Annotated in this window: 17 protein-coding genes and 1 tRNA gene; 10 read left to right on the plus strand and 8 right to left on the minus strand. The window is 71.6% G+C overall.

Features of this window, described 5'->3' with window-relative positions; all coding sequences use genetic code 11:
• Positions 1-7: 7 nt before the first annotated feature.
• A complete protein-coding gene (locus tag CR470_RS16280) occupies positions 8-523 on the minus strand; it encodes an NUDIX domain-containing protein (RefSeq protein WP_097868313.1) in 516 nt (171 codons plus the stop codon).
• 158 nt (positions 524-681) lie between these two features.
• Between CR470_RS16280 and CR470_RS16285 the strand changes: the two genes are divergently transcribed.
• On the plus strand, positions 682-2337 hold the full coding sequence (locus tag CR470_RS16285; RefSeq protein ID WP_097868314.1) for an FAD-binding dehydrogenase: 1656 nt from the start codon (positions 682-684) through the stop codon (positions 2335-2337).
• A gap of 64 nt (positions 2338-2401) precedes the next feature.
• On the opposite strand, the gene CR470_RS16290 is transcribed toward CR470_RS16285, so the two are convergent.
• Complete coding sequence (locus CR470_RS16290) at positions 2402-2827, minus strand: ASCH domain-containing protein (RefSeq protein ID WP_097868315.1); 426 nt, start codon at positions 2825-2827, stop codon at positions 2402-2404.
• A gap of 203 nt (positions 2828-3030) precedes the next feature.
• Between CR470_RS16290 and CR470_RS16295 the strand changes: the two genes are divergently transcribed.
• Both CR470_RS16295 and CR470_RS16300 read left to right on the plus strand, forming a co-directional pair.
• A complete protein-coding gene (locus CR470_RS16295; RefSeq protein WP_097868316.1) occupies positions 3031-4002 on the plus strand; it encodes a hypothetical protein in 972 nt (323 codons plus the stop codon).
• Between the two features lie 100 nt (positions 4003-4102).
• A complete protein-coding gene (locus tag CR470_RS16300) occupies positions 4103-5674 on the plus strand; it encodes an APC family permease (RefSeq protein ID WP_097868317.1) in 1572 nt (523 codons plus the stop codon).
• Positions 5675-5752: 78 nt separating this feature from the next.
• Here CR470_RS16300 and CR470_RS16305 read toward each other — a convergent pair whose 3' ends face one another.
• Together CR470_RS16305 and CR470_RS16310 are read right to left on the minus strand one after the other, a co-directional pair.
• Entirely contained in the window at positions 5753-7150 is a 1398-nt protein-coding gene (locus CR470_RS16305; RefSeq protein WP_097868318.1) for a GntP family permease, read from the minus strand.
• An 11-nt stretch (positions 7151-7161) separates the two neighbouring features.
• Positions 7162-7671: a gluconokinase gene (locus CR470_RS16310; protein WP_097868319.1), complete on the minus strand. Its 510-nt coding sequence runs from the start codon at positions 7669-7671 to the stop codon at positions 7162-7164.
• Between the two features lie 150 nt (positions 7672-7821).
• Between CR470_RS16310 and CR470_RS16315 the strand changes: the two genes are divergently transcribed.
• The 3 genes from CR470_RS16315 (at position 7822) to CR470_RS16325 (ending at position 10309) form a co-directional block, all read left to right on the plus strand.
• Positions 7822-8523: a FadR/GntR family transcriptional regulator gene (locus CR470_RS16315; RefSeq protein WP_097868320.1), complete on the plus strand. Its 702-nt coding sequence runs from the start codon at positions 7822-7824 to the stop codon at positions 8521-8523.
• A 71-nt stretch (positions 8524-8594) separates the two neighbouring features.
• Positions 8595-9680 (plus strand): S-(hydroxymethyl)mycothiol dehydrogenase, encoded by a 1086-nt coding sequence (locus CR470_RS16320; protein ID WP_097868321.1) that lies wholly within the window; start codon positions 8595-8597, stop codon positions 9678-9680.
• Positions 9680-10309 carry an MBL fold metallo-hydrolase gene (locus tag CR470_RS16325; protein ID WP_097868322.1) on the plus strand — a complete coding sequence of 210 codons (630 nt, stop codon included), beginning with the start codon at positions 9680-9682 and terminating at the stop codon, positions 10307-10309. The genes CR470_RS16320 and CR470_RS16325 overlap by 1 nt, the downstream gene beginning before the upstream one ends.
• Before the next feature lie 12 nt (positions 10310-10321).
• Here the strand turns inward: CR470_RS16325 and CR470_RS16330 are convergent, their stop codons facing one another.
• A complete protein-coding gene (locus tag CR470_RS16330; RefSeq protein WP_097868323.1) occupies positions 10322-11260 on the minus strand; it encodes an RluA family pseudouridine synthase in 939 nt (312 codons plus the stop codon).
• 62 nt (positions 11261-11322) lie between these two features.
• Positions 11323-11410, minus strand: a tRNA-Leu gene (locus CR470_RS16335).
• A 183-nt stretch (positions 11411-11593) separates the two neighbouring features.
• Here CR470_RS16335 and CR470_RS16340 point away from each other — a divergent pair.
• From CR470_RS16340 to CR470_RS16350, 3 genes are all read left to right on the plus strand, one after another.
• A complete protein-coding gene (locus tag CR470_RS16340; RefSeq protein WP_097868324.1) occupies positions 11594-12928 on the plus strand; it encodes a M20/M25/M40 family metallo-hydrolase in 1335 nt (444 codons plus the stop codon).
• Between the two features lie 152 nt (positions 12929-13080).
• A complete protein-coding gene (chpH, locus tag CR470_RS16345) occupies positions 13081-13314 on the plus strand; it encodes a chaplin ChpH (protein WP_097868325.1) in 234 nt (77 codons plus the stop codon).
• Between the two features lie 139 nt (positions 13315-13453).
• Positions 13454-14266 carry a chaplin gene (locus CR470_RS16350; RefSeq protein WP_097868326.1) on the plus strand — a complete coding sequence of 271 codons (813 nt, stop codon included), beginning with the start codon at positions 13454-13456 and terminating at the stop codon, positions 14264-14266.
• Positions 14267-14336: 70 nt separating this feature from the next.
• Here the strand turns inward: CR470_RS16350 and CR470_RS16355 are convergent, their stop codons facing one another.
• On the minus strand, positions 14337-14525 hold the full coding sequence (locus CR470_RS16355) for a DUF5703 family protein (protein WP_097868327.1): 189 nt from the start codon (positions 14523-14525) through the stop codon (positions 14337-14339).
• Positions 14526-14572: 47 nt separating this feature from the next.
• Between CR470_RS16355 and CR470_RS16360 the strand changes: the two genes are divergently transcribed.
• Positions 14573-15238 (plus strand): hypothetical protein, encoded by a 666-nt coding sequence (locus CR470_RS16360; protein WP_097868328.1) that lies wholly within the window; start codon positions 14573-14575, stop codon positions 15236-15238.
• A 92-nt stretch (positions 15239-15330) separates the two neighbouring features.
• On the opposite strand, the gene CR470_RS16365 is transcribed toward CR470_RS16360, so the two are convergent.
• A partial coding sequence (locus CR470_RS16365) for an ATP-binding domain-containing protein (RefSeq protein ID WP_179892269.1) occupies positions 15331-16462 on the minus strand: 1132 nt, incomplete at its 5' end.

Raw genomic sequence — 16462 nt, forward strand, 5'->3', positions numbered from 1 at the left:
AGCCCGGTCAGCCCGCCCGGAACTCCCGCAGCCGCCGGTACGCCTCCACCCCGTCGGGCACCCACGGCCAGTCGCCGAGCCGCCGCTCCAGCTCCGCGTCGTCGAGGAACGTGTGCCAGGCGACCTCCTCGGCCTGTGGGGACACCGGCAGCTCGCACCGCACCCGGTAGACGGCCGACCACCAGGTGTGTCCGGAGTCGGCGTCGGCATAGAGGAACCGGAACAGCGGCTCGGGGTGCGGCAGCCCCGAGACCCCCAGCTCCTCCTCCGCCTCGCGCAGCGCCGCCTCGTCGTACGACTCGCCCGCACCCACCACCCCGCCGACGAACATGTCGTAGTGCGAGGGGAAGACCAGCTTCGTGGGCGTACGCCGATGGACGAAGACCCGCCCGTCGACGTCGCGCGCCTCGATGAACACACAGCGGTGCCGCAGCCTCCGCGCGGTCGCCTCGCCACGCGGGGCCTGCCCGATGACCTCGTCGTTCTCGTCGACGATGTCCAGAATCTCGTCAGAGGGCGTCATGCGTTCCATCCAACAGCACCCGGACGGTTGACGTGGCCCTGGCTGGTATCCAAGATCTGACGCACGGGTAACTTGAACGTTTCGCCGACCCACGTTTCGCCGACCGGTGGGCTGACCTTCCCCGCCCGCCCCCGAGCCACCCCGACAGGATGGAACCCATGGCGTACGACGCTGATGTGATCGTGATCGGGGCAGGACTCGCCGGGCTCGTGGCCACCGCCGAACTGGTCGACGCCGGCCGTTCCGTGATCCTCCTCGACCAGGAGCCCGAGCAGTCCATCGGCGGCCAGGCGCACTGGTCGTTCGGCGGCCTCTTCCTCGTGGACTCACCCGAACAGCGCCGGCTGCGGATCAAGGACAGCCGGGAGCTGGCCCTCCAGGACTGGTACGGCACGGCGGGCTTCGACCGCGAGCAGGAGGACCGCTGGCCACGGAAGTGGGCCGAGGCGTACGTCGACTTCGCCGCCGGTGAGAAGCGCTCCTGGCTGCATCAGCAGGGGCTGCGCCTCTTCCCGGTCGTCGGCTGGGCCGAACGCGGCGGTTACGACGCGACGGGCCACGGCAACTCCGTACCCCGCTTCCACATCACCTGGGGCACCGGCCCCGGCGTCGTCGCCCCCTTCGAGCGGCGGGTCCGCGCGGGCGTCGCCAAGGGGCTCGTGCAGCTGAGGTTCCGGCACCGTGTCACCGGTCTCGCCCGCACCGCCGGGGCACTCGACACGGTCACCGGCGAGATCCTGGAGCCCAGCCCGGCCGAGCGCGGCACCGCGAGCGGCCGGGAGGTCACCGGCGTCTTCGAGCTGAAGGCCCAGGCGGTGATCGTCACCTCCGGCGGCATCGGCGGCAACCACGACCTGGTCCGCGCCCAGTGGCCCGAGCGCCTGGGCACCCCGCCCGAGAAGATGCTCTCCGGGGTGCCCGCGTACGTCGACGGGCTGATGCTCGGCATCGCCGAGAAGGCGGGCGCGCACCACATCAACCGCGACCGGATGTGGCACTACACCGAGGGCATCGAGAACTGGAACCCGATCTGGGCCCAGCACGGCATCCGGATCCTGCCCGGCCCCTCGTCCCTCTGGCTGGACGCCCGCGGCAGACGGCTGCCGGTCCCGCTCTTCCCCGGCTTCGACACGCTCGGCACCCTCGAACACATCATGGGCTCCGGCCACGGCTACACCTGGTTCGTGCTCAACCAGCGCATCATCGGCAAGGAGTTCGCGCTCTCCGGCTCCGAGCAGAACCCGGACCTCACCGGCAAGTCGGTCCGCGACGTGATCGGCCGGGCCCGCGCGGACGTGCCCGCGCCGGTCAAGGCGTTCATGGACCACGGCGTCGACTTCGTCGTCGAGAAGGACCTCGGCGCGCTGGTCCGGGGCATGAACGCGGTCACCGGCGACGGCCTCATCGACGAGGAGAGCCTGCGCCGCGAGATCACCGCCCGCGACCGTGAGATCGCCAACCCCTTCACCAAGGACCTCCAGGTCACCGCGATCCGCGGGGCCCGCGCCTACCTGGGCGACCGCCTCATCCGCACCGCGAAACCGCACCGCGTCCTGGACCCGGCGGCGGGCCCGCTGATCGCCGTCCGCCTCAACATCCTCACCCGCAAGTCCCTGGGCGGCCTGGAGACGGACCTGTCCTCCCGTGTCCTCAGCGCCGAGGGCGCCCCCCTCCCCGGCCTGTACGCGGCGGGCGAGGCCGCGGGCTTCGGCGGTGGCGGAGTCCATGGCTACCGCTCCCTGGAGGGCACGTTCCTGGGCGGCTGCATCTTCTCGGGCCGTGCGGCGGGCCGGGCGGCGGCGCGGGCCCTGTAGGCGGGCCTGATGTTTCAAGCCCCTCCGGCGAGGGAGAAGCGGGGTTCGGGGCGGGGCCCCGACGTCACCCCAGCCGCTCGACCACCCGGAACCGCTCCGCCACGATCAGCGTCGCGTCGTTCACCGTGAACCCCGGATCCCCCAGTGCCTCCCGCATCTCCTCGCTGTGCCAGAACCGCTCGTGCCCCGCCCGCCACTCGGCCACCGACCGGTATCCCTCGCCCTCGTCGAGCGCGTGCCGCAGATCCACCTCCCCGAGGGGCAGCACCCGTACGCCGGTCAGCTCCAGCACCGCCACCTCCCGCCCCTCCGAGTCGATCAGCGCGGACCGCTCGCCCACGGGGGGAAGCTCCTCCCCCTCCCGTTCGTACTCGGCCAACAGCCCGGAGGTGGACACCTTTTCGCCGGAGAGGACCGCCGCCACCAGCCTGTCGCGCAACGGTCCGGGAAAGGCCAGGAGGAAGGGGCTGAGGGGTTCGCGGGGTTCCATGTCCCCAGTGTGTCAGGCGCCACTCCGCGCCCACCGACCCCGCCGCACGCTGTGCGAACACCCGAGTCGATGGGATGAATTCCAGCCAAGTAGCTGAAAAGTGCATAGAGGTGACATCGGGCGCCCCTTGACGGGGAGCATGGCCTGCCGCTTTGCTGTGCGCGATCATCCGCTCGCACACCGCATCGAAAGAAGCCCGCGGCATGCCCCCGCCTCCGCCGCCCCTGGGCCGCTCCCGTCGTCGGGGCAGCCGCTCGGACCACGTCTTCGACCCTGCCCTCGACGACGATGAACTCATCGCCGCACGCGGCCAGTTCGTCCAGGGCAGATGGTCCGAGGCCCGCACCCTGCTGGTGGGCACCGGGCGGGACTGGGACCGCCGCGGACATCGCTTTCTGGCCCTCGCCGAGACCTCGTCCGCCGTGGACTGGGCCGGTGACTGGCTGCTCGTCGAGCCCGAGAGCGCCGACGCCGCCACCCTTCTCGGCTGCGCACGGGTCGCCCGCGCGCTGCGGCCCAAGGCCAAGGCGAACGACGCCGCCCGCGCCCGGGAAGCCTGCCTCGCCGCCGCCCGCCTCCTCCCCGACGACCCCACCCCCTGGCTCGCGCTGCTCCTCCTGGACCGGGGCCGCGACGACGGGGCGGACGAGACCGGCAGGCTCTTCGAGGAGGTGCGCTCCCGCCATCCCGACCACCATCACGCCCACCACGTGATGGCCGCTCTGCTGGCCGAGAGCAACCCCGCGAGCGGCCACGACCCCCTCCACGAGGTGTACGACTTCGCCGCCTGGGCCGCCGAACTGGCACCCGCCGACTCCCCGTTGGCCGTGCTCCCGGTCATCGCCCACGCCGAGCGCTACCGCGTCCTGGTCGCCGCCGGAATCGAGTCCGACGACCCGACGGCCTCGGGCCACTGGTCCGGCCGCCGGGCCCGGCAGGTGATGAAGACCGCCTTCGACTGGTGGCTGGAATGGGAGCGCGAGGACCACCCGCGCCACCGTCTCGACCTGAACTTCCTGGCGCACGCCAAGGTCTGCGAGGGGCGGCCCGCCGAGGCCGCCGCCCTCTTCCACCGCATCGGCCCGTACGCCACCGCCGCGCCCTGGTCGTACGCGGGCCGGGAGCCGCACGCCGCGTTCGTCGCCGCGCGCGCCTACGCGCTCGGCACCCCGTGAAGCCCGACCCGTGAAGCCCGCCCCGTGAAGCACGGCACGTCAAGCGGTCCGTGAGGCAGGAAAGGCACCACCCCACCACGAAGAAGGGACCCATCCCGCCATGTCGACCGGCAGTTCATTTTCCAGTGAGACCGGCACCACGAGGAGGACGGCCGATACCGGCGGGATCAACACCTACAAGGGCGAGGAACGCGCCCTGCGGGCGAACCGGCTCGGCACCCCCGGCCTCCTGCTGTCGGTCGTCGCGGCCAGCGCCCCCCTGATGGTGGTCGCCGGAGTGATGCCCACGGTCTTCGGCGTGATGGGCATCGTCGGCCAGCCGCTGCTCTTCATCATCCTGGGTGTCGTCCTGATGCTGTTCAGCGTCGGCTACGCGGAGATGAGCCGGCACGTCCACAACGCCGGCGCGTTCTACGCGTACATCGCCCGGGGGCTCGGCCCCACCGCCGGCGCCGGCGCCTCGCTCGTGGCGCTGGTGGCGTACAGCGCGATGCAGGTCGGCATCTACGGGATCCTCGGCTTCGAGGTCTCCGGTATCTTCGCCACCTATCTCGACATCGAGCTGGCGTGGTGGATACCGGCGCTGGTCGCGGCGGCCGTCGTCGGCGTCCTCGGCTGGCTGAAGATCGACCTCAACGCCAAGGTGCTCGGCGTCCTGCTGGTCATCGAGTGCGCCCTCGTGGTGATCTTCGACATCGCCGCCGTGAGCAAGCCCGGCCCTGAGGGCCTGTCGCTGCACGCCTTCAACCCCGAGACCCTCACCGGCGCCGGGCTCGGCACCGCGCTCTGCTTCTGCATCGCCGCGTTCGTCGGCTTCGAGCAGGCCCCGGTGTACGCGGAGGAGACGAGCCGCCCGCAGATCGTGGTGTCCCGGGTGATGTTCCTCGCGGTGGGCTACGCCGCGCTCTTCCTGGCGATCAGCTCCTGGGCCCTCACCGTCGCCGCCGGACCCGGCTCCGTCGCCGACACCTCCCTCAAGGAGGGCCCCGGCCTGCTGTTCGGCCTCACCGAGGCACGACTCGGCTCCACCTTCACCGACATCCTGCACATCCTCTTCGTCACCGGGATGTTCGCCGCGCTCCTCAGCTTCCACAACGTCGTCGCCCGCTACGCGTTCGCGATGGGCCGCGAGGGTCTGCTGCCCGCCCGTTTCGGCCGCACCAACCGGGCGAGCGGCGCTCCCGGCACCGGCTCGCTGCTCCAGACCCTCGTCTCCGTCGTGATCGTGCTCGCCTTCGCCCTCACCGACGACCACCCGGTCGGCGACCCCACCGCCCCCGTCCTGCGGCTGTTCACCTGGATGGGCAACGTCGGGGCGCTCGGCGTCATCCTGCTGATGGCCGCCGCCTCCTTCGCCGTCATCGCCTTCTTCGTCAAGCGCGGCGCGGGCCGCGCGCAGGCCCCGCGCCTGGTCGCCTCCGCCCTCGCCGGACTCGCGCTCCTGTCGATCGCCGTCCTCACCGTCCGCGACTTCGACGTCCTCGTCGGCTCCGGCCCTGGCTCGGCCCTCAACTGGCTGCTTCCGGGCGTGATCATCCTCGCGCTCGTCGGAGGCCTCGTGTACGGGGCGGTGCTGCGCTCGGTCAAGCCCGAGGTGCATGCCCGGATCGGCCTCGGCAACGAGGCGTTCCAGCTGGAGAAGGCGGCCGAGAGCGGGTCCGCCCGCCGCTGACCTCCGTACGCACATGTCCGCGCCCGCCCCCGGACACTCCGGGGGCGGGCGCGGACATGTGTACGAGCACGGGCCCCGCTACAGCAACAGCGACAGCAGCAGGATGAAGGCCATGGCCACCACGGAGATGATCGTCTCCATCACCGACCAGGTCTTCACGGTCTGGCCGACGTCCATGCCGAAGTACTCCTTCACCAGCCAGAACCCGGCGTCGTTCACATGGCTGAAGAAGAGCGAACCGGCGCCGACGGCCAGCACCAGCAGGGCCGCGTGCGAGGCCGACATGTCGGCGGCCAGCGGGGCGACCAGACCGGCTGCCGAGATGGTGGCGACGGTGGCCGAGCCGGTGGCGAGGCGGATCGCGACGGCGATCAGCCAGCCGAGCAGCAGGGCCGGTATCGACCAGTTCTCGGAGAACTCCAGAATCATCTGGCCCACCCCGGCGTCGATCAGCGTCTGCTTGAAGCCGCCGCCCGCGCCGACGATGAGCAGGATTCCGGCGATCGGGGCGAGGGACTTCTCCACGGTGCCGGCGAGCCGGTCCTTGGTGAATCCGGCGGCCCGGCCGAGCGTGAACATCCCGACGAGGACGGCCGCGAGCAGGGCGATCAGCGGCGAGCCGATGACCGCGGTGACCTTCTGGAGACCGTTCTCGGGATTGTCGACCACGATCTCGACGAGCGCGTTCAGCAGCATCAGGACGACCGGCAGCAGGATGGTCGCCAGGGTCGCGCCGAAACCCGGACGGCGGTCCAGGTCCTCGGAGGGGCGCTGCGGGATTATGTTCTCCGGCGGCTTGATGTCCACCCAGCGCGCGGCGTAGCGGGAGAACACCGGACCGGCGATGATCACCGTCGGGATGGCGACCAGCACGCCGAGCGCCAGCGTCACGCCGAGATTGGCGTCCAGGGCGTCGATCGCGACCAGCGGGCCGGGGTGCGGAGGGATCAGCCCGTGCATCACGGAGAGCCCGGCCAGCGCCGGGATGCCGATCCGCATCAGGGAGTAGTTGCCGCGCTTGGCGACGAGCAGCACGACCGGGATCATCAGCACGATCCCGACCTCGAAGAACAGCGGCAGACCGATGATCGAGGCGATCAGGACCATCGCCCAGGGCATGACCCGGCCGCTCGCCTTCGCGAGGATGGTGTCGACGACCTGGTCGGCCCCGCCCGAGTCGGCGAGCAGTTTGCCGAGGATCGCGCCGAGCGCGATCAGGACGCCCACACCCGCGACGGTGGAGCCGAGGCCCGCGGTGAAACTGGCGATCGTGTCGGCCGGGGCGGCTCCCGCGAAGGAGCCGAGCGCCAGCGAACCGATGGTCAGCGCGAGGAACGCGTGCATCTTGAGTTTGGTGATGAGGAGAACGATGACGGCGATGCCCGCCAGGACGGCGATGCCCAACTGAGCGTTGCCTGCCGAGGTGATCGGTTCGGCGGCTTCCGCTGCCAGCATCTCGACGCTGAGACTGGTCACGGTGAAGGTCCTTAACTATCGAGCCGGCGCAGCGCGGCGACGGCTCGCCGGGTGATTTCCTCAGGAGTGCCGGACACGTCGACGCTCACTCCGGCCTCGTCGGCCTGGAGCGGCTGCAGCGTCGCGAACTGCGAGTCGAGCAGCGCGGTGGGCATGAAGTGGCCCTTGCGGTCCGCCATCCGCTCCTCGATCAGCGCCCGGTCACCGGTCAGATGCAGGAAGACGGCGTCCGGCGCCCCGTCCCGCAGCCGGTCCCGGTAGACCCGCTTGAGCGCGGAGCTGGAGACGACCCCGCCGAGCCCCGCCCGCCCGAGCGCCCACGCGCCGATGGCGTCCAGCCACGGCCACCGGTCGTCGTCGTCCAGGGGGGTGCCGGCCGACATCTTGGCGATGTTCGCCGGGGGATGGAAGTCGTCGCCCTCGGCGTACGGAACGCCGAGTTCGGCGGCGAGCAGGGGACCGATCGTGGTCTTGCCGGTTCCTGCTACGCCCATCACCACGACGACGTGGGGGGTGCTCATGGGGGGTGCCGTGTTCATGGAGGTGTCTCGCTGTCTTCTTCGACATCGGTCCGTCGCGCTACTGAAACCTATTAGGTACGACTTATTCAAGAGTCTGTGACATAAACGTCGTACTTATTGTTCCCGGGGGTCGCGCCGTAGGCTTGGACCATGACCACACAGAGCCAGGGGCTGCATACACATGTGCTGGACACCCTGGGTCTGGAGATCTCCTCCGGCCGGTTCCCGCCCGGCAGCGTCCTGCGCACCGACGAGCTCGCCCAGCGCTTCGACGTCTCCCGTACGGTCGTGCGCGAAGTGGTCCGGGTCCTGGAATCGATGCATCTGGTCGAATCCCGCCGCCGGGTCGGCGTGACGGTCCGCCCCACCGAGACCTGGAACGTCTACGACCCCCAGGTCATCCGCTGGCGCCTCGCCGGCGCCGACCGCCCCCGCCAGCTGCGTTCCCTCACCGTGCTGCGCTCCGCGATCGAACCGGTCGCGGCGTCCCTCGCCGCCCGCCACGCCACCGCCGCGCAGTGCGCCGAACTCACCGAACGCGCCCTCGGCATGGTCGCCACCTCACGCGGCCAGCAGCTGGAGGGCTACCTCGAACACGACATCGCCTTCCACCGGATCGTCCTCAACGCCTCCGGCAACGAGATGTTCGCCCGGCTCGGGGACGTCGTCGCCGAGGTGCTCGCGGGCCGCACCCACCACCAGGTGATGTTCGAGGACCCCGACCCGGCCGCCGTCACCCTGCACGTCCGCCTCGCCGAGGCGGTACGCGAGGGCGACCCGGAGGCCGCCGAACGGCTCACCAAGGAGATCGCCGTCGGCGCCCTGCACGAACTGGACGTGCTCGCTCCGTAGCGGGTCCCCCAAGGCGTACGGTTGTCCGCGATCGATCTTCGCGAAAGCTCAGGAGCAGGGAGAACACGGTTATGGCGCAGCAGGTGCAAGGGGTCATCGCACCGGGGAAGAACGAACCGGTCAGGGTCGAGACGATTCAGATCCCGGACCCCGGCCCCGGCGAGGCGGTCGTGAAGATCCAGGCGTGCGGCGTCTGCCACACCGACCTGCACTACAAGCAGGGCGGCATCAACGACGAGTTCCCCTTCCTCCTCGGCCACGAGGCCGCGGGCGTCGTGGAGTCGGTCGGCGAGGGCGTCACGGACGTCGCCCCCGGCGACTTCGTCGTCCTCAACTGGCGTGCCGTGTGCGGCCAGTGCCGCGCCTGTCTGCGCGGCCGCCCCTGGTACTGCTTCGACACCCACAACGCGAAGCAGAAGATGACGCTGCTCGACGGCACGGAGCTGTCGCCCGCACTGGGCATCGGCGCCTTCGCCGAGAAGACCCTCGTCGCCTCCGGCCAGTGCACCAAGGTCGACCCCGAGGTCTCCCCGGCCGTCGCCGGACTGCTCGGCTGCGGGGTCATGGCGGGCATCGGCGCCGCCATCAACACCGGCCAGGTCGGCCGGGGCGACTCGGTCGCCGTCATCGGCTGCGGCGGCGTCGGCGACGCGGCCATCGCCGGAGCCCGCCTCGCCGGCGCGGCGAAGATCATCGCGGTCGACATCGACGACCGCAAGCTGGAGACGGCGAAGAAGATGGGCGCCACCCACACCGTCAACTCCCGCTCCGCCGACCCGGTCGAGGCCATCCGCGCCCTCACCGACGGCAACGGCGCCGACGTCGTCATCGAGGCCGTTGGCCGACCGGAGACCTACCAGCAGGCCTTCTACGCCCGCGACCTCGCGGGAACGGTCGTCCTCGTCGGCGTCCCGACCCCGGAGATGAAGCTCGAACTGCCGCTCCTGGACGTCTTCGGCCGCGGCGGCTCGCTCAAGTCCTCCTGGTACGGCGACTGCCTGCCCTCCCGCGACTTCCCGATGCTCGTCGACCTCCACCAGCAGGGCCGCCTCGACCTCGCCGCCTTCGTCACCGAGACCATCGGCCTGGGCGACATCGAGCAGGCCTTCGCCCGGATGCACGACGGCGACGTCCTCCGCTCGGTGGTGGTCCTCTGATGTCCGCCCGCATCGACCATCTGGTCACCTCCGGCACCTTCGCCCTCGACGGCGGCGAGTGGGACGTCGACAACAACGTCTGGATCGTCGGCGACGACACCGAGGCGATCGTCATCGACGCCGCCCACGACGCCGCCGCCATCGAGGCCGCGCTCGGCGGCCGGACGCTGCGCGCCATCGTCTGCACCCACGCGCACAACGACCACATCGACGCCGCCCCCGCCCTCGCGGCAGCCACCGGCGCCCCGATCCTGCTCCACCCGGACGACCTGCCGCTCTGGCAGCAGACCCACCCGGACCGCGCCCCCGACGGCACCCTCACCGACGGCCAGGAACTGACCGTCGCGGGCACCGCGCTCACGGTCCTGCACACCCCGGGCCACGCCCCCGGCGCGGTCTGCCTGTACGCCCCCGGTCTCGCCACGGTCTTCACCGGCGACACCCTCTTCCAGGGCGGCCCGGGCGCCACCGGCCGGTCCTTCTCGTCGTTCCCGACGATCATCGACTCGATCCGGGACCGGCTCCTCACCCTGCCGGGCGACACGGCCGTCCGCACCGGCCACGGCGACCCCACCACCATCGGCGCGGAGGCCCCGCAGCTCGACGAGTGGATCAAGCGCGGCCACTGAGCGCCGCGCGCCTCACCCCTCCGGCCAGGCGGAGAGCCGCAGCCCGCTCTCGAAGCGGCGCGGCTCCCCGCCGACCGGATCGGTGAACTCCAGAACCCGGGCCAGCAACTGCAACGGCCGCGAGAAGTCGTCGGCGGCCCCTTCCTCCTCCACCACCGGATACAGCGGATCGTGGACGATCGGCAGCCCCAGCGCGTTCATGTGGACCCGCAGCTGATGCGTCCGCCCGGTCGCCGGCAGCAGCCGGTAACGCCCGGTCCCGCCCCGGCGCTCCACCAGCTCCACCCGGCTCTCGCTGTTCGCCTCACCCGGCTCCTCGCGGGCGGCGAGCACCCCGCGCTCCTTCACGATGCGGCTGCGTACGGTACGGGGGAGGGGCAGCTCCGGGTCGTACGGGGCCAGCGCCTCGTACTCCTTGCGCACCAGCCGGTCCCGGAACAGCGTCTGGTACGCGCCCCGGTCCGCGGGCCGCACCACGAACAGCACGAGACCCGCGGTCAGCCGGTCCAGCCGGTGCGCCGGTTGCAGGGCGGGCAGGTCCAGCTCCCGCCGCAGCCGGGCCACCGCGGTCTCGGTGATGTGCCGTCCCCGGGGCACGGTCGCCAGGAAGTGCGGCTTGTCGGCGACGACGAGACGCTCGTCCCGGTACACGACGCCGACCGGGAAGGGCACCGGCTCCTCGGCCGTGAAGTCCCGGTGGAACCAGAGATACCGCCCCGCGGCGTACGGCTCGTCGCCCCGCACGGCGACCCCGTCGGCCCCCACGAACCGCCCGGCGTCGAGCATCTGAGCCACCCGGCCCGCCCCGATCGCCCCGCCGAACCGCCCGGCCAGATGCTCCCCGACGCATCCCCAGAGCCCCTCGGGATCCTCCGGCAACCGCACCCGCACCGCGTCGATCCCGTTCCGCTGGGGGAGCGGCGCGGGAGGCGGCTTCCTGCGACCCCGCATCGTCGCCCCTCTCCGTGGTCGCCCGGTGACGCAAAAGAGCCCCACCGAAGTGGGGCTCCTGCTGGTGTCCGAGGGGGGACTTGAACCCCCACGCCCGATAAAGGGCACTAGCACCTCAAGCTAGCGCGTCTGCCATTCCGCCACCCGGACAAGGTGTCTGTCTCGCGGGCCGTGCCCGTTCCGACGTGGAAAACCATAGCAAACATTCGAGGGTGCTCGATCACGCCCCGATGGCTGTGAACGGTGCGTGACGGGGGGTGCGCGGCCTTGGGCGGGGGCCGTGGGCGCGGGAGGATGAGGAGGAGCACCACAGCGACAGTGGAAGGAACCAGCGTGAGCGAGATCAGCACGGGCAAGGCCGGCACCGGTGGCAACGCCGAGAGGGAGGTCGTCGACCTCTGTCGTGACCTGATCCGGATCGACACCAGCAACTACGGCGACCACTCCGGCCCCGGTGAGCGGCGCGCGGCCGAGTACGTCGCGGAGAAACTCGCGGAGGTCGGCCTGGAGCCGCGGATCTTCGAGTCGCACAAGGGGCGGGCCTCCACGGTCGCCCGGATCGAGGGCGAGGACCCCTCGCGCCCGGCGCTCCTCATCCACGGGCACACCGACGTCGTGCCGGCCAACGCGGCGGACTGGACGCACGACCCGTTCTCCGGGGAGATCGCGGACGGCTGTGTCTGGGGCCGGGGCGCGGTCGACATGAAGGACATGGACGCGATGACCCTCGCGGTCGTCCGTGAGCGCATGCGCACCGGCCGCAAGCCCCCGCGCGACATCGTGCTCGCCTTCCTCGCGGACGAGGAGGCCGGCGGGACGTACGGGGCGCGCTACCTCGTCGACCACCACCCCGGGCTCTTCGAGGGCGTCACCGAGGCGATCAGCGAGGTCGGCGGCTTCTCGTTCACCGTCAACGAGAACCTGCGGCTGTATCTGGTGGAGACGGCCCAGAAGGGCATGCACTGGATGAAGCTGACCGTGGACGGTACCGCCGGACACGGTTCGATGATCCACAAGGACAACGCCATCACGGAGCTGTCCGAGGCGGTCGGGCGGCTGGGCCGGCACAAGTTCCCGGTGCGGGTCACCAAGACGCTGCGGCACTTCCTGGACGAGCTCTCCGACGCGCTGGGCACCGAGCTGGACCCGGAGAACATGGACGAGACCCTCGCCAAGCTGGGCGGCATCGCCAAGCTCATCGGGGCCTCCCTCCAGAACACCGCCAATCCCACGCAGCTCGGCGCCGGCTACAAGGTCAACGTCATCCCGGGGCAGGCGACCGCCCACGTCGACGGCCGGTACCTGCCCGGGTACGAGGAGGAGTTCCTCGCGGACCTGGACCGGATCCTCGGGCCCAACGTCCGGCGCGAGGACGTGCACGCGGACAAGGCCCTGGAGACCACGTTCGACGGCGCGCTGGTCGACGCCATGCAGACCGCGCTGGTCGCCGAGGACCCCATCGCCCGTGCCGTGCCGTACATGCTCTCGGCCGGCACCGACGCCAAGTCCTTCGACGACCTCGGCATCCGGGGCTTCGGCTTCGCCCCGCTGAAGCTGCCGCCGGAGCTGGACTTCGCCGGGATGTTCCACGGCGTCGACGAGCGGGTCCCGGTCGACGGTCTGCAGTTCGGCGTGCGGGTGCTCGACCGGTTCATCGACCACTCCTGACCGCTCGGTGACCGATTCGCCGTCGATTCGTCCATCTGTGCGGACGTGTCCGAACGAGTGAAACGAGCCGTTCACACGTAGCCCCGCCACATCCCCCTCGTTACAAGGTGTGCGGTCCGCGGCTGGGACCGCATTTCCAACTAGGAGGAATCATGATCAAGAAGGTCGTCGCAGTTGCGGCTGCTACGGGTGGCCTCGTTCTCGCGGGTGCGGGCATGGCTTCCGCCGACGCGGGCGCCCAGGGTGCTGCCATCGGCAGCCCCGGCGTGCTCTCCGGCAACGTCGTCCAGGTTCCGGTCCACGTGCCGATCAACGTGTGCGGCAACACGGTCAACGTGATCGGTCTGCTGAACCCCGCCTTCGGCAACACCTGCGTCAACGCCTGACGTTGAACGTCAACCCGTAAGGGTTTGAGCTCGACCGGTCCCGGAGTGCACCCCATGCGCTCCGGGACCGTTCGGCATTCGGCTCCCGCACGGTCATGTCCGGGGGTTTTTCGGAAGCCAGAAGGCAGGAAACGAACCTATGCGACAGGTCACTCGTAAAGGCCTGATCACCATGGCGGCTGCGGGCGGAGTGCTCGCGCTGAGTGGCGGATACGCCCACGCCGACTCCGGGGCGGCCGGTACCGCCTCCGGCTCACCGGGCGTGCTGTCCGGGAACTCGGTGCAGGTCCCGATCGACATCCCGGTCAACGTCTGCGGCAACTCCGTCAGCGTCGGCGGTCTGCTGAACCCCGCCTACGGGAACGACTGCGGAAACGGATCAGCAGAGTCCGACCGCTCGGGGGACCGCTCGGCGGCTCCCCAGGAGCGCTCGGTCCCGGGCGGCTCCGGAAACGGCGCCCGGGCCGGCGACACCACCGCCTCGGACGGGCACTCCGGCGCGTCCAACCGGCACTCCGAGCCCGGCACCGGCCGTCACCGGGCCCCGGGCGGCGGCGCCACGGCCGAAGGGACCGCCCAGGGCTCGCCCGGCATCCTCTCCGGCAACTCGATCCAGGCGCCGATCGACATCCCCGTGAACCTCTGCGGGAACAGCGTCACCATCGGCGGACTGCTGAACCCCGTCTTCGGCAACAGCTGCTCCAACGACGCCGAGGTCCCGCCCCCGCCGCCCGAGCAGCCGGAGAAGCCCCCGGTCACGCCGGAGAAGCCGGTCATCCCGCCGGCCAACCAGCCGCCCGAGCCGAACGCCCCCGAGCCCCAGCACTTCCCCGAGGAGCAGCTCGCGCAGACCGGTGGGGGCGGGCTCGAACTGCTCATCCCGGCCAGTGCCGGACTGCTGCTCGCCGGCGCGGGATCGGTTCTCTACCGCCGCTCGCGCAGCGCCGCCTGATCCGGCAGCGCACTGCACGGCACAGCCCGGACGATGGAGCGGGCCCCGCGACCGCGGGGCCCGCTTCACGTCACCAGCTGGCCCGTAGCTGACGGATGATCCGTCTGCGCAGCCGCACCCTGCGGCTGCCGTCCCTGCGGAGCGTCAGGCGGTCCAGCTCCCAGTGTCCGTACTCGGCGTGGTCGGTCAGGAGTCGGGCCGCTTCCTTGCGGGAGACCCCGCGCGGCACGTACACGTCGACGAATTCGTATTCCGGCATCGCATCTATTGTGCGGGCAGAGCCCCGGTACGGATAGCGTCTGCACTATGTCTGATGCTGCGCAGCCCACCGCTGCCGAGGTACGTGCCGCCGCCGAGGCGGTCAAAGCCGCGATCGACCGTCACCTCGACGCGGTCGAACGCCGTACCGGGGACGACGACCCCGCCGTCTACGACGCGTTCAACGCCCTTGCCGCTGCCGCCGAGGTCTACGACGAACTCCTCTACGAGCGCTACGACGAAGTCACCCCCTTCGAGATCCCCGGCGCGGACGACTCCCTGCCTCCCTACGCCGGCCCCGCCGAGCCCAGCGCACTCAGCGTCCTGATCCGGCGCGACTACGTGGTCGCGGAGCCCCCGCGTCTGCTCGCACAGGCTCAGCGCCTCGCCGACCTCGACGCGGGGCCGGGCGGCGGACAGGACACGGCCCCGGTGGTCGGCACCAGCGTCCACGCCGCGCTCGGCGTGCTCTTCGGCGAGTTCGAACCGGACGAGATCGCCTCCCGGCACAAGGAATTCGGTTTGGAGGAGGGCGACTCCACCCTCTGGGTCTCGGCCGGGGAAGCACCGCCGGAGCCGGGGGAGTGGCTCGGCGCCCCCTTCGAGGACGCCGACCCCGAACTGGTGGTCTGCCGTTTCGACGTCAGCGCGGTCTTCGACGAGGAGGACGAGTCGGACGAGGACTTCGCCGGGCCCTCGGTGGGCGGCCTCTGACCCCCCTTTCCTTCCTCCCGCACCGGACGTGACGGTGGGGCCCCGGCGCGCAGTGCGCCGGGGCCCCACCGCTGTCCGGATCAGCTCAACGCTCAGGACGACGCGTCGGGCGTCGGGAGCGCCTCCAGCAGCGGGCGCAGCCGGGTCGTCCGCTCCTGGGCCGGGACCTGCGCCACCGCGTGCGGGAGCGCCTGGTCCACCCCGTGGACCACGGAGAGATGCCGCTCGCCCCGACTGAACGCGGTGTACACCCACGGCCTGCTCAGCCCCTGCGCCGCGTCGCCCGGCAGCACCACGACCGCGGCGGGCCAGCGCATCCCGGCCGCCTGATGGGCGCTGAGGGCCCAGCCGTGCCGCACCGACGTCTCCACCCGCTCCTGGGGTACGACGACGGGGGCGCCCCCGCAGTCCAGCCGCAGCCCCTCGGCGTCGGCCGAGCGGACCACCCCGGGCACCGCCCGGCCGGGCGCGGGCACATGGACCACGCGGTCGCCCGGATCGAAACCGCCGAACCGGCCGGGGCCCGGGTTGAGCCGCTGCTTCAGCGCCTCGTTCAGCGCCCTGGTCCCGGCGGCCCCGCCGTGGCCCACGGTGATCACCTGGGTCTCCTCGGCGGGGATGCCGAACGCCCGGGGCACCGAGTCCGCGACCAGCTGCACGGTGCGGTGGACTGCCTCGCCCGCATCGCGGACCGGGACGATCACCACCTCCTTGCCCGGGGCGTCGACCTGGTTCAGCTCGCCGATGCCGATACCGGAGACCAGCTCGCCGATCGGCCCGGGATCCGGGGTGCGGGAGACGACCTGCGGACAGGCGCGGGATGCCAGCACATCGGCGAAGACCCGCCCGGCGCCCGCGGAGCCCAGCACGCCGGGGTCGCCGCTCAGCACCAGCCGGGCGCCGTCGGCCAGCGCCTCGACCAGGACCGCCGCACCCTCCACGTCCAGCTGCGGGGCGTCCAGCACGACCAGCAGGTCCAGGGCCAGCGCCCCGTCCTCGTCCCGGCCGGGGCCCTGCGCACCGGACAGCAGGCCGGCCAGCGTGACCGCCGTGTCCGGATCGCCGGTGGCCGCCGCGAGCCGCCGACGGCCGTCCTCGCTGTGGGTGGCGCCCATGGCCCGCAGCCCCAGGCCGCGCGCCGCCGCGATCAGCGCGGCGGGCTCGGCCCGGGCCGCCTCGCCGCCGCTGCTGTCTCTTATACACATCTCTGATGGCGCGAGGGCG

It is taken from the genome of Streptomyces sp. rh34 (assembly GCF_002551245.1).
GTDB lineage: Bacteria > Actinomycetota > Actinomycetes > Streptomycetales > Streptomycetaceae > Streptomyces.

Bases quoted from the DNA above. Each gene is read 5' to 3' on its own strand.
- CR470_RS16280 (WP_097868313.1), bottom strand. From the start codon at position 523: ATGACGCCCTCTGACGAGATTCTGGACATCGTCGACGAGAACGACGAG.
- CR470_RS16285 (WP_097868314.1), top strand. From the start codon at position 682: ATGGCGTACGACGCTGATGTGATCGTGATCGGGGCAGGACTCGCCGGG.
- CR470_RS16290 (WP_097868315.1), bottom strand. From the start codon at position 2,827: ATGGAACCCCGCGAACCCCTCAGCCCCTTCCTCCTGGCCTTTCCCGGA.
- CR470_RS16295 (WP_097868316.1), top strand. From the start codon at position 3,031: ATGCCCCCGCCTCCGCCGCCCCTGGGCCGCTCCCGTCGTCGGGGCAGC.
- CR470_RS16300 (WP_097868317.1), top strand. From the start codon at position 4,103: ATGTCGACCGGCAGTTCATTTTCCAGTGAGACCGGCACCACGAGGAGG.
- CR470_RS16310 (WP_097868319.1), bottom strand. From the start codon at position 7,671: ATGAGCACCCCCCACGTCGTCGTGGTGATGGGCGTAGCAGGAACCGGC.
- CR470_RS16315 (WP_097868320.1), top strand. From the start codon at position 7,822: ATGACCACACAGAGCCAGGGGCTGCATACACATGTGCTGGACACCCTG.
- CR470_RS16320 (WP_097868321.1), top strand. From the start codon at position 8,595: ATGGCGCAGCAGGTGCAAGGGGTCATCGCACCGGGGAAGAACGAACCG.
- CR470_RS16325 (WP_097868322.1), top strand. From the start codon at position 9,680: ATGTCCGCCCGCATCGACCATCTGGTCACCTCCGGCACCTTCGCCCTC.
- CR470_RS16330 (WP_097868323.1), bottom strand. From the start codon at position 11,260: ATGCGGGGTCGCAGGAAGCCGCCTCCCGCGCCGCTCCCCCAGCGGAAC.
- chpH (WP_097868325.1), top strand. From the start codon at position 13,081: ATGATCAAGAAGGTCGTCGCAGTTGCGGCTGCTACGGGTGGCCTCGTT.
- CR470_RS16350 (WP_097868326.1), top strand. From the start codon at position 13,454: ATGCGACAGGTCACTCGTAAAGGCCTGATCACCATGGCGGCTGCGGGC.
- CR470_RS16355 (WP_097868327.1), bottom strand. From the start codon at position 14,525: ATGCCGGAATACGAATTCGTCGACGTGTACGTGCCGCGCGGGGTCTCC.
- CR470_RS16360 (WP_097868328.1), top strand. From the start codon at position 14,573: ATGTCTGATGCTGCGCAGCCCACCGCTGCCGAGGTACGTGCCGCCGCC.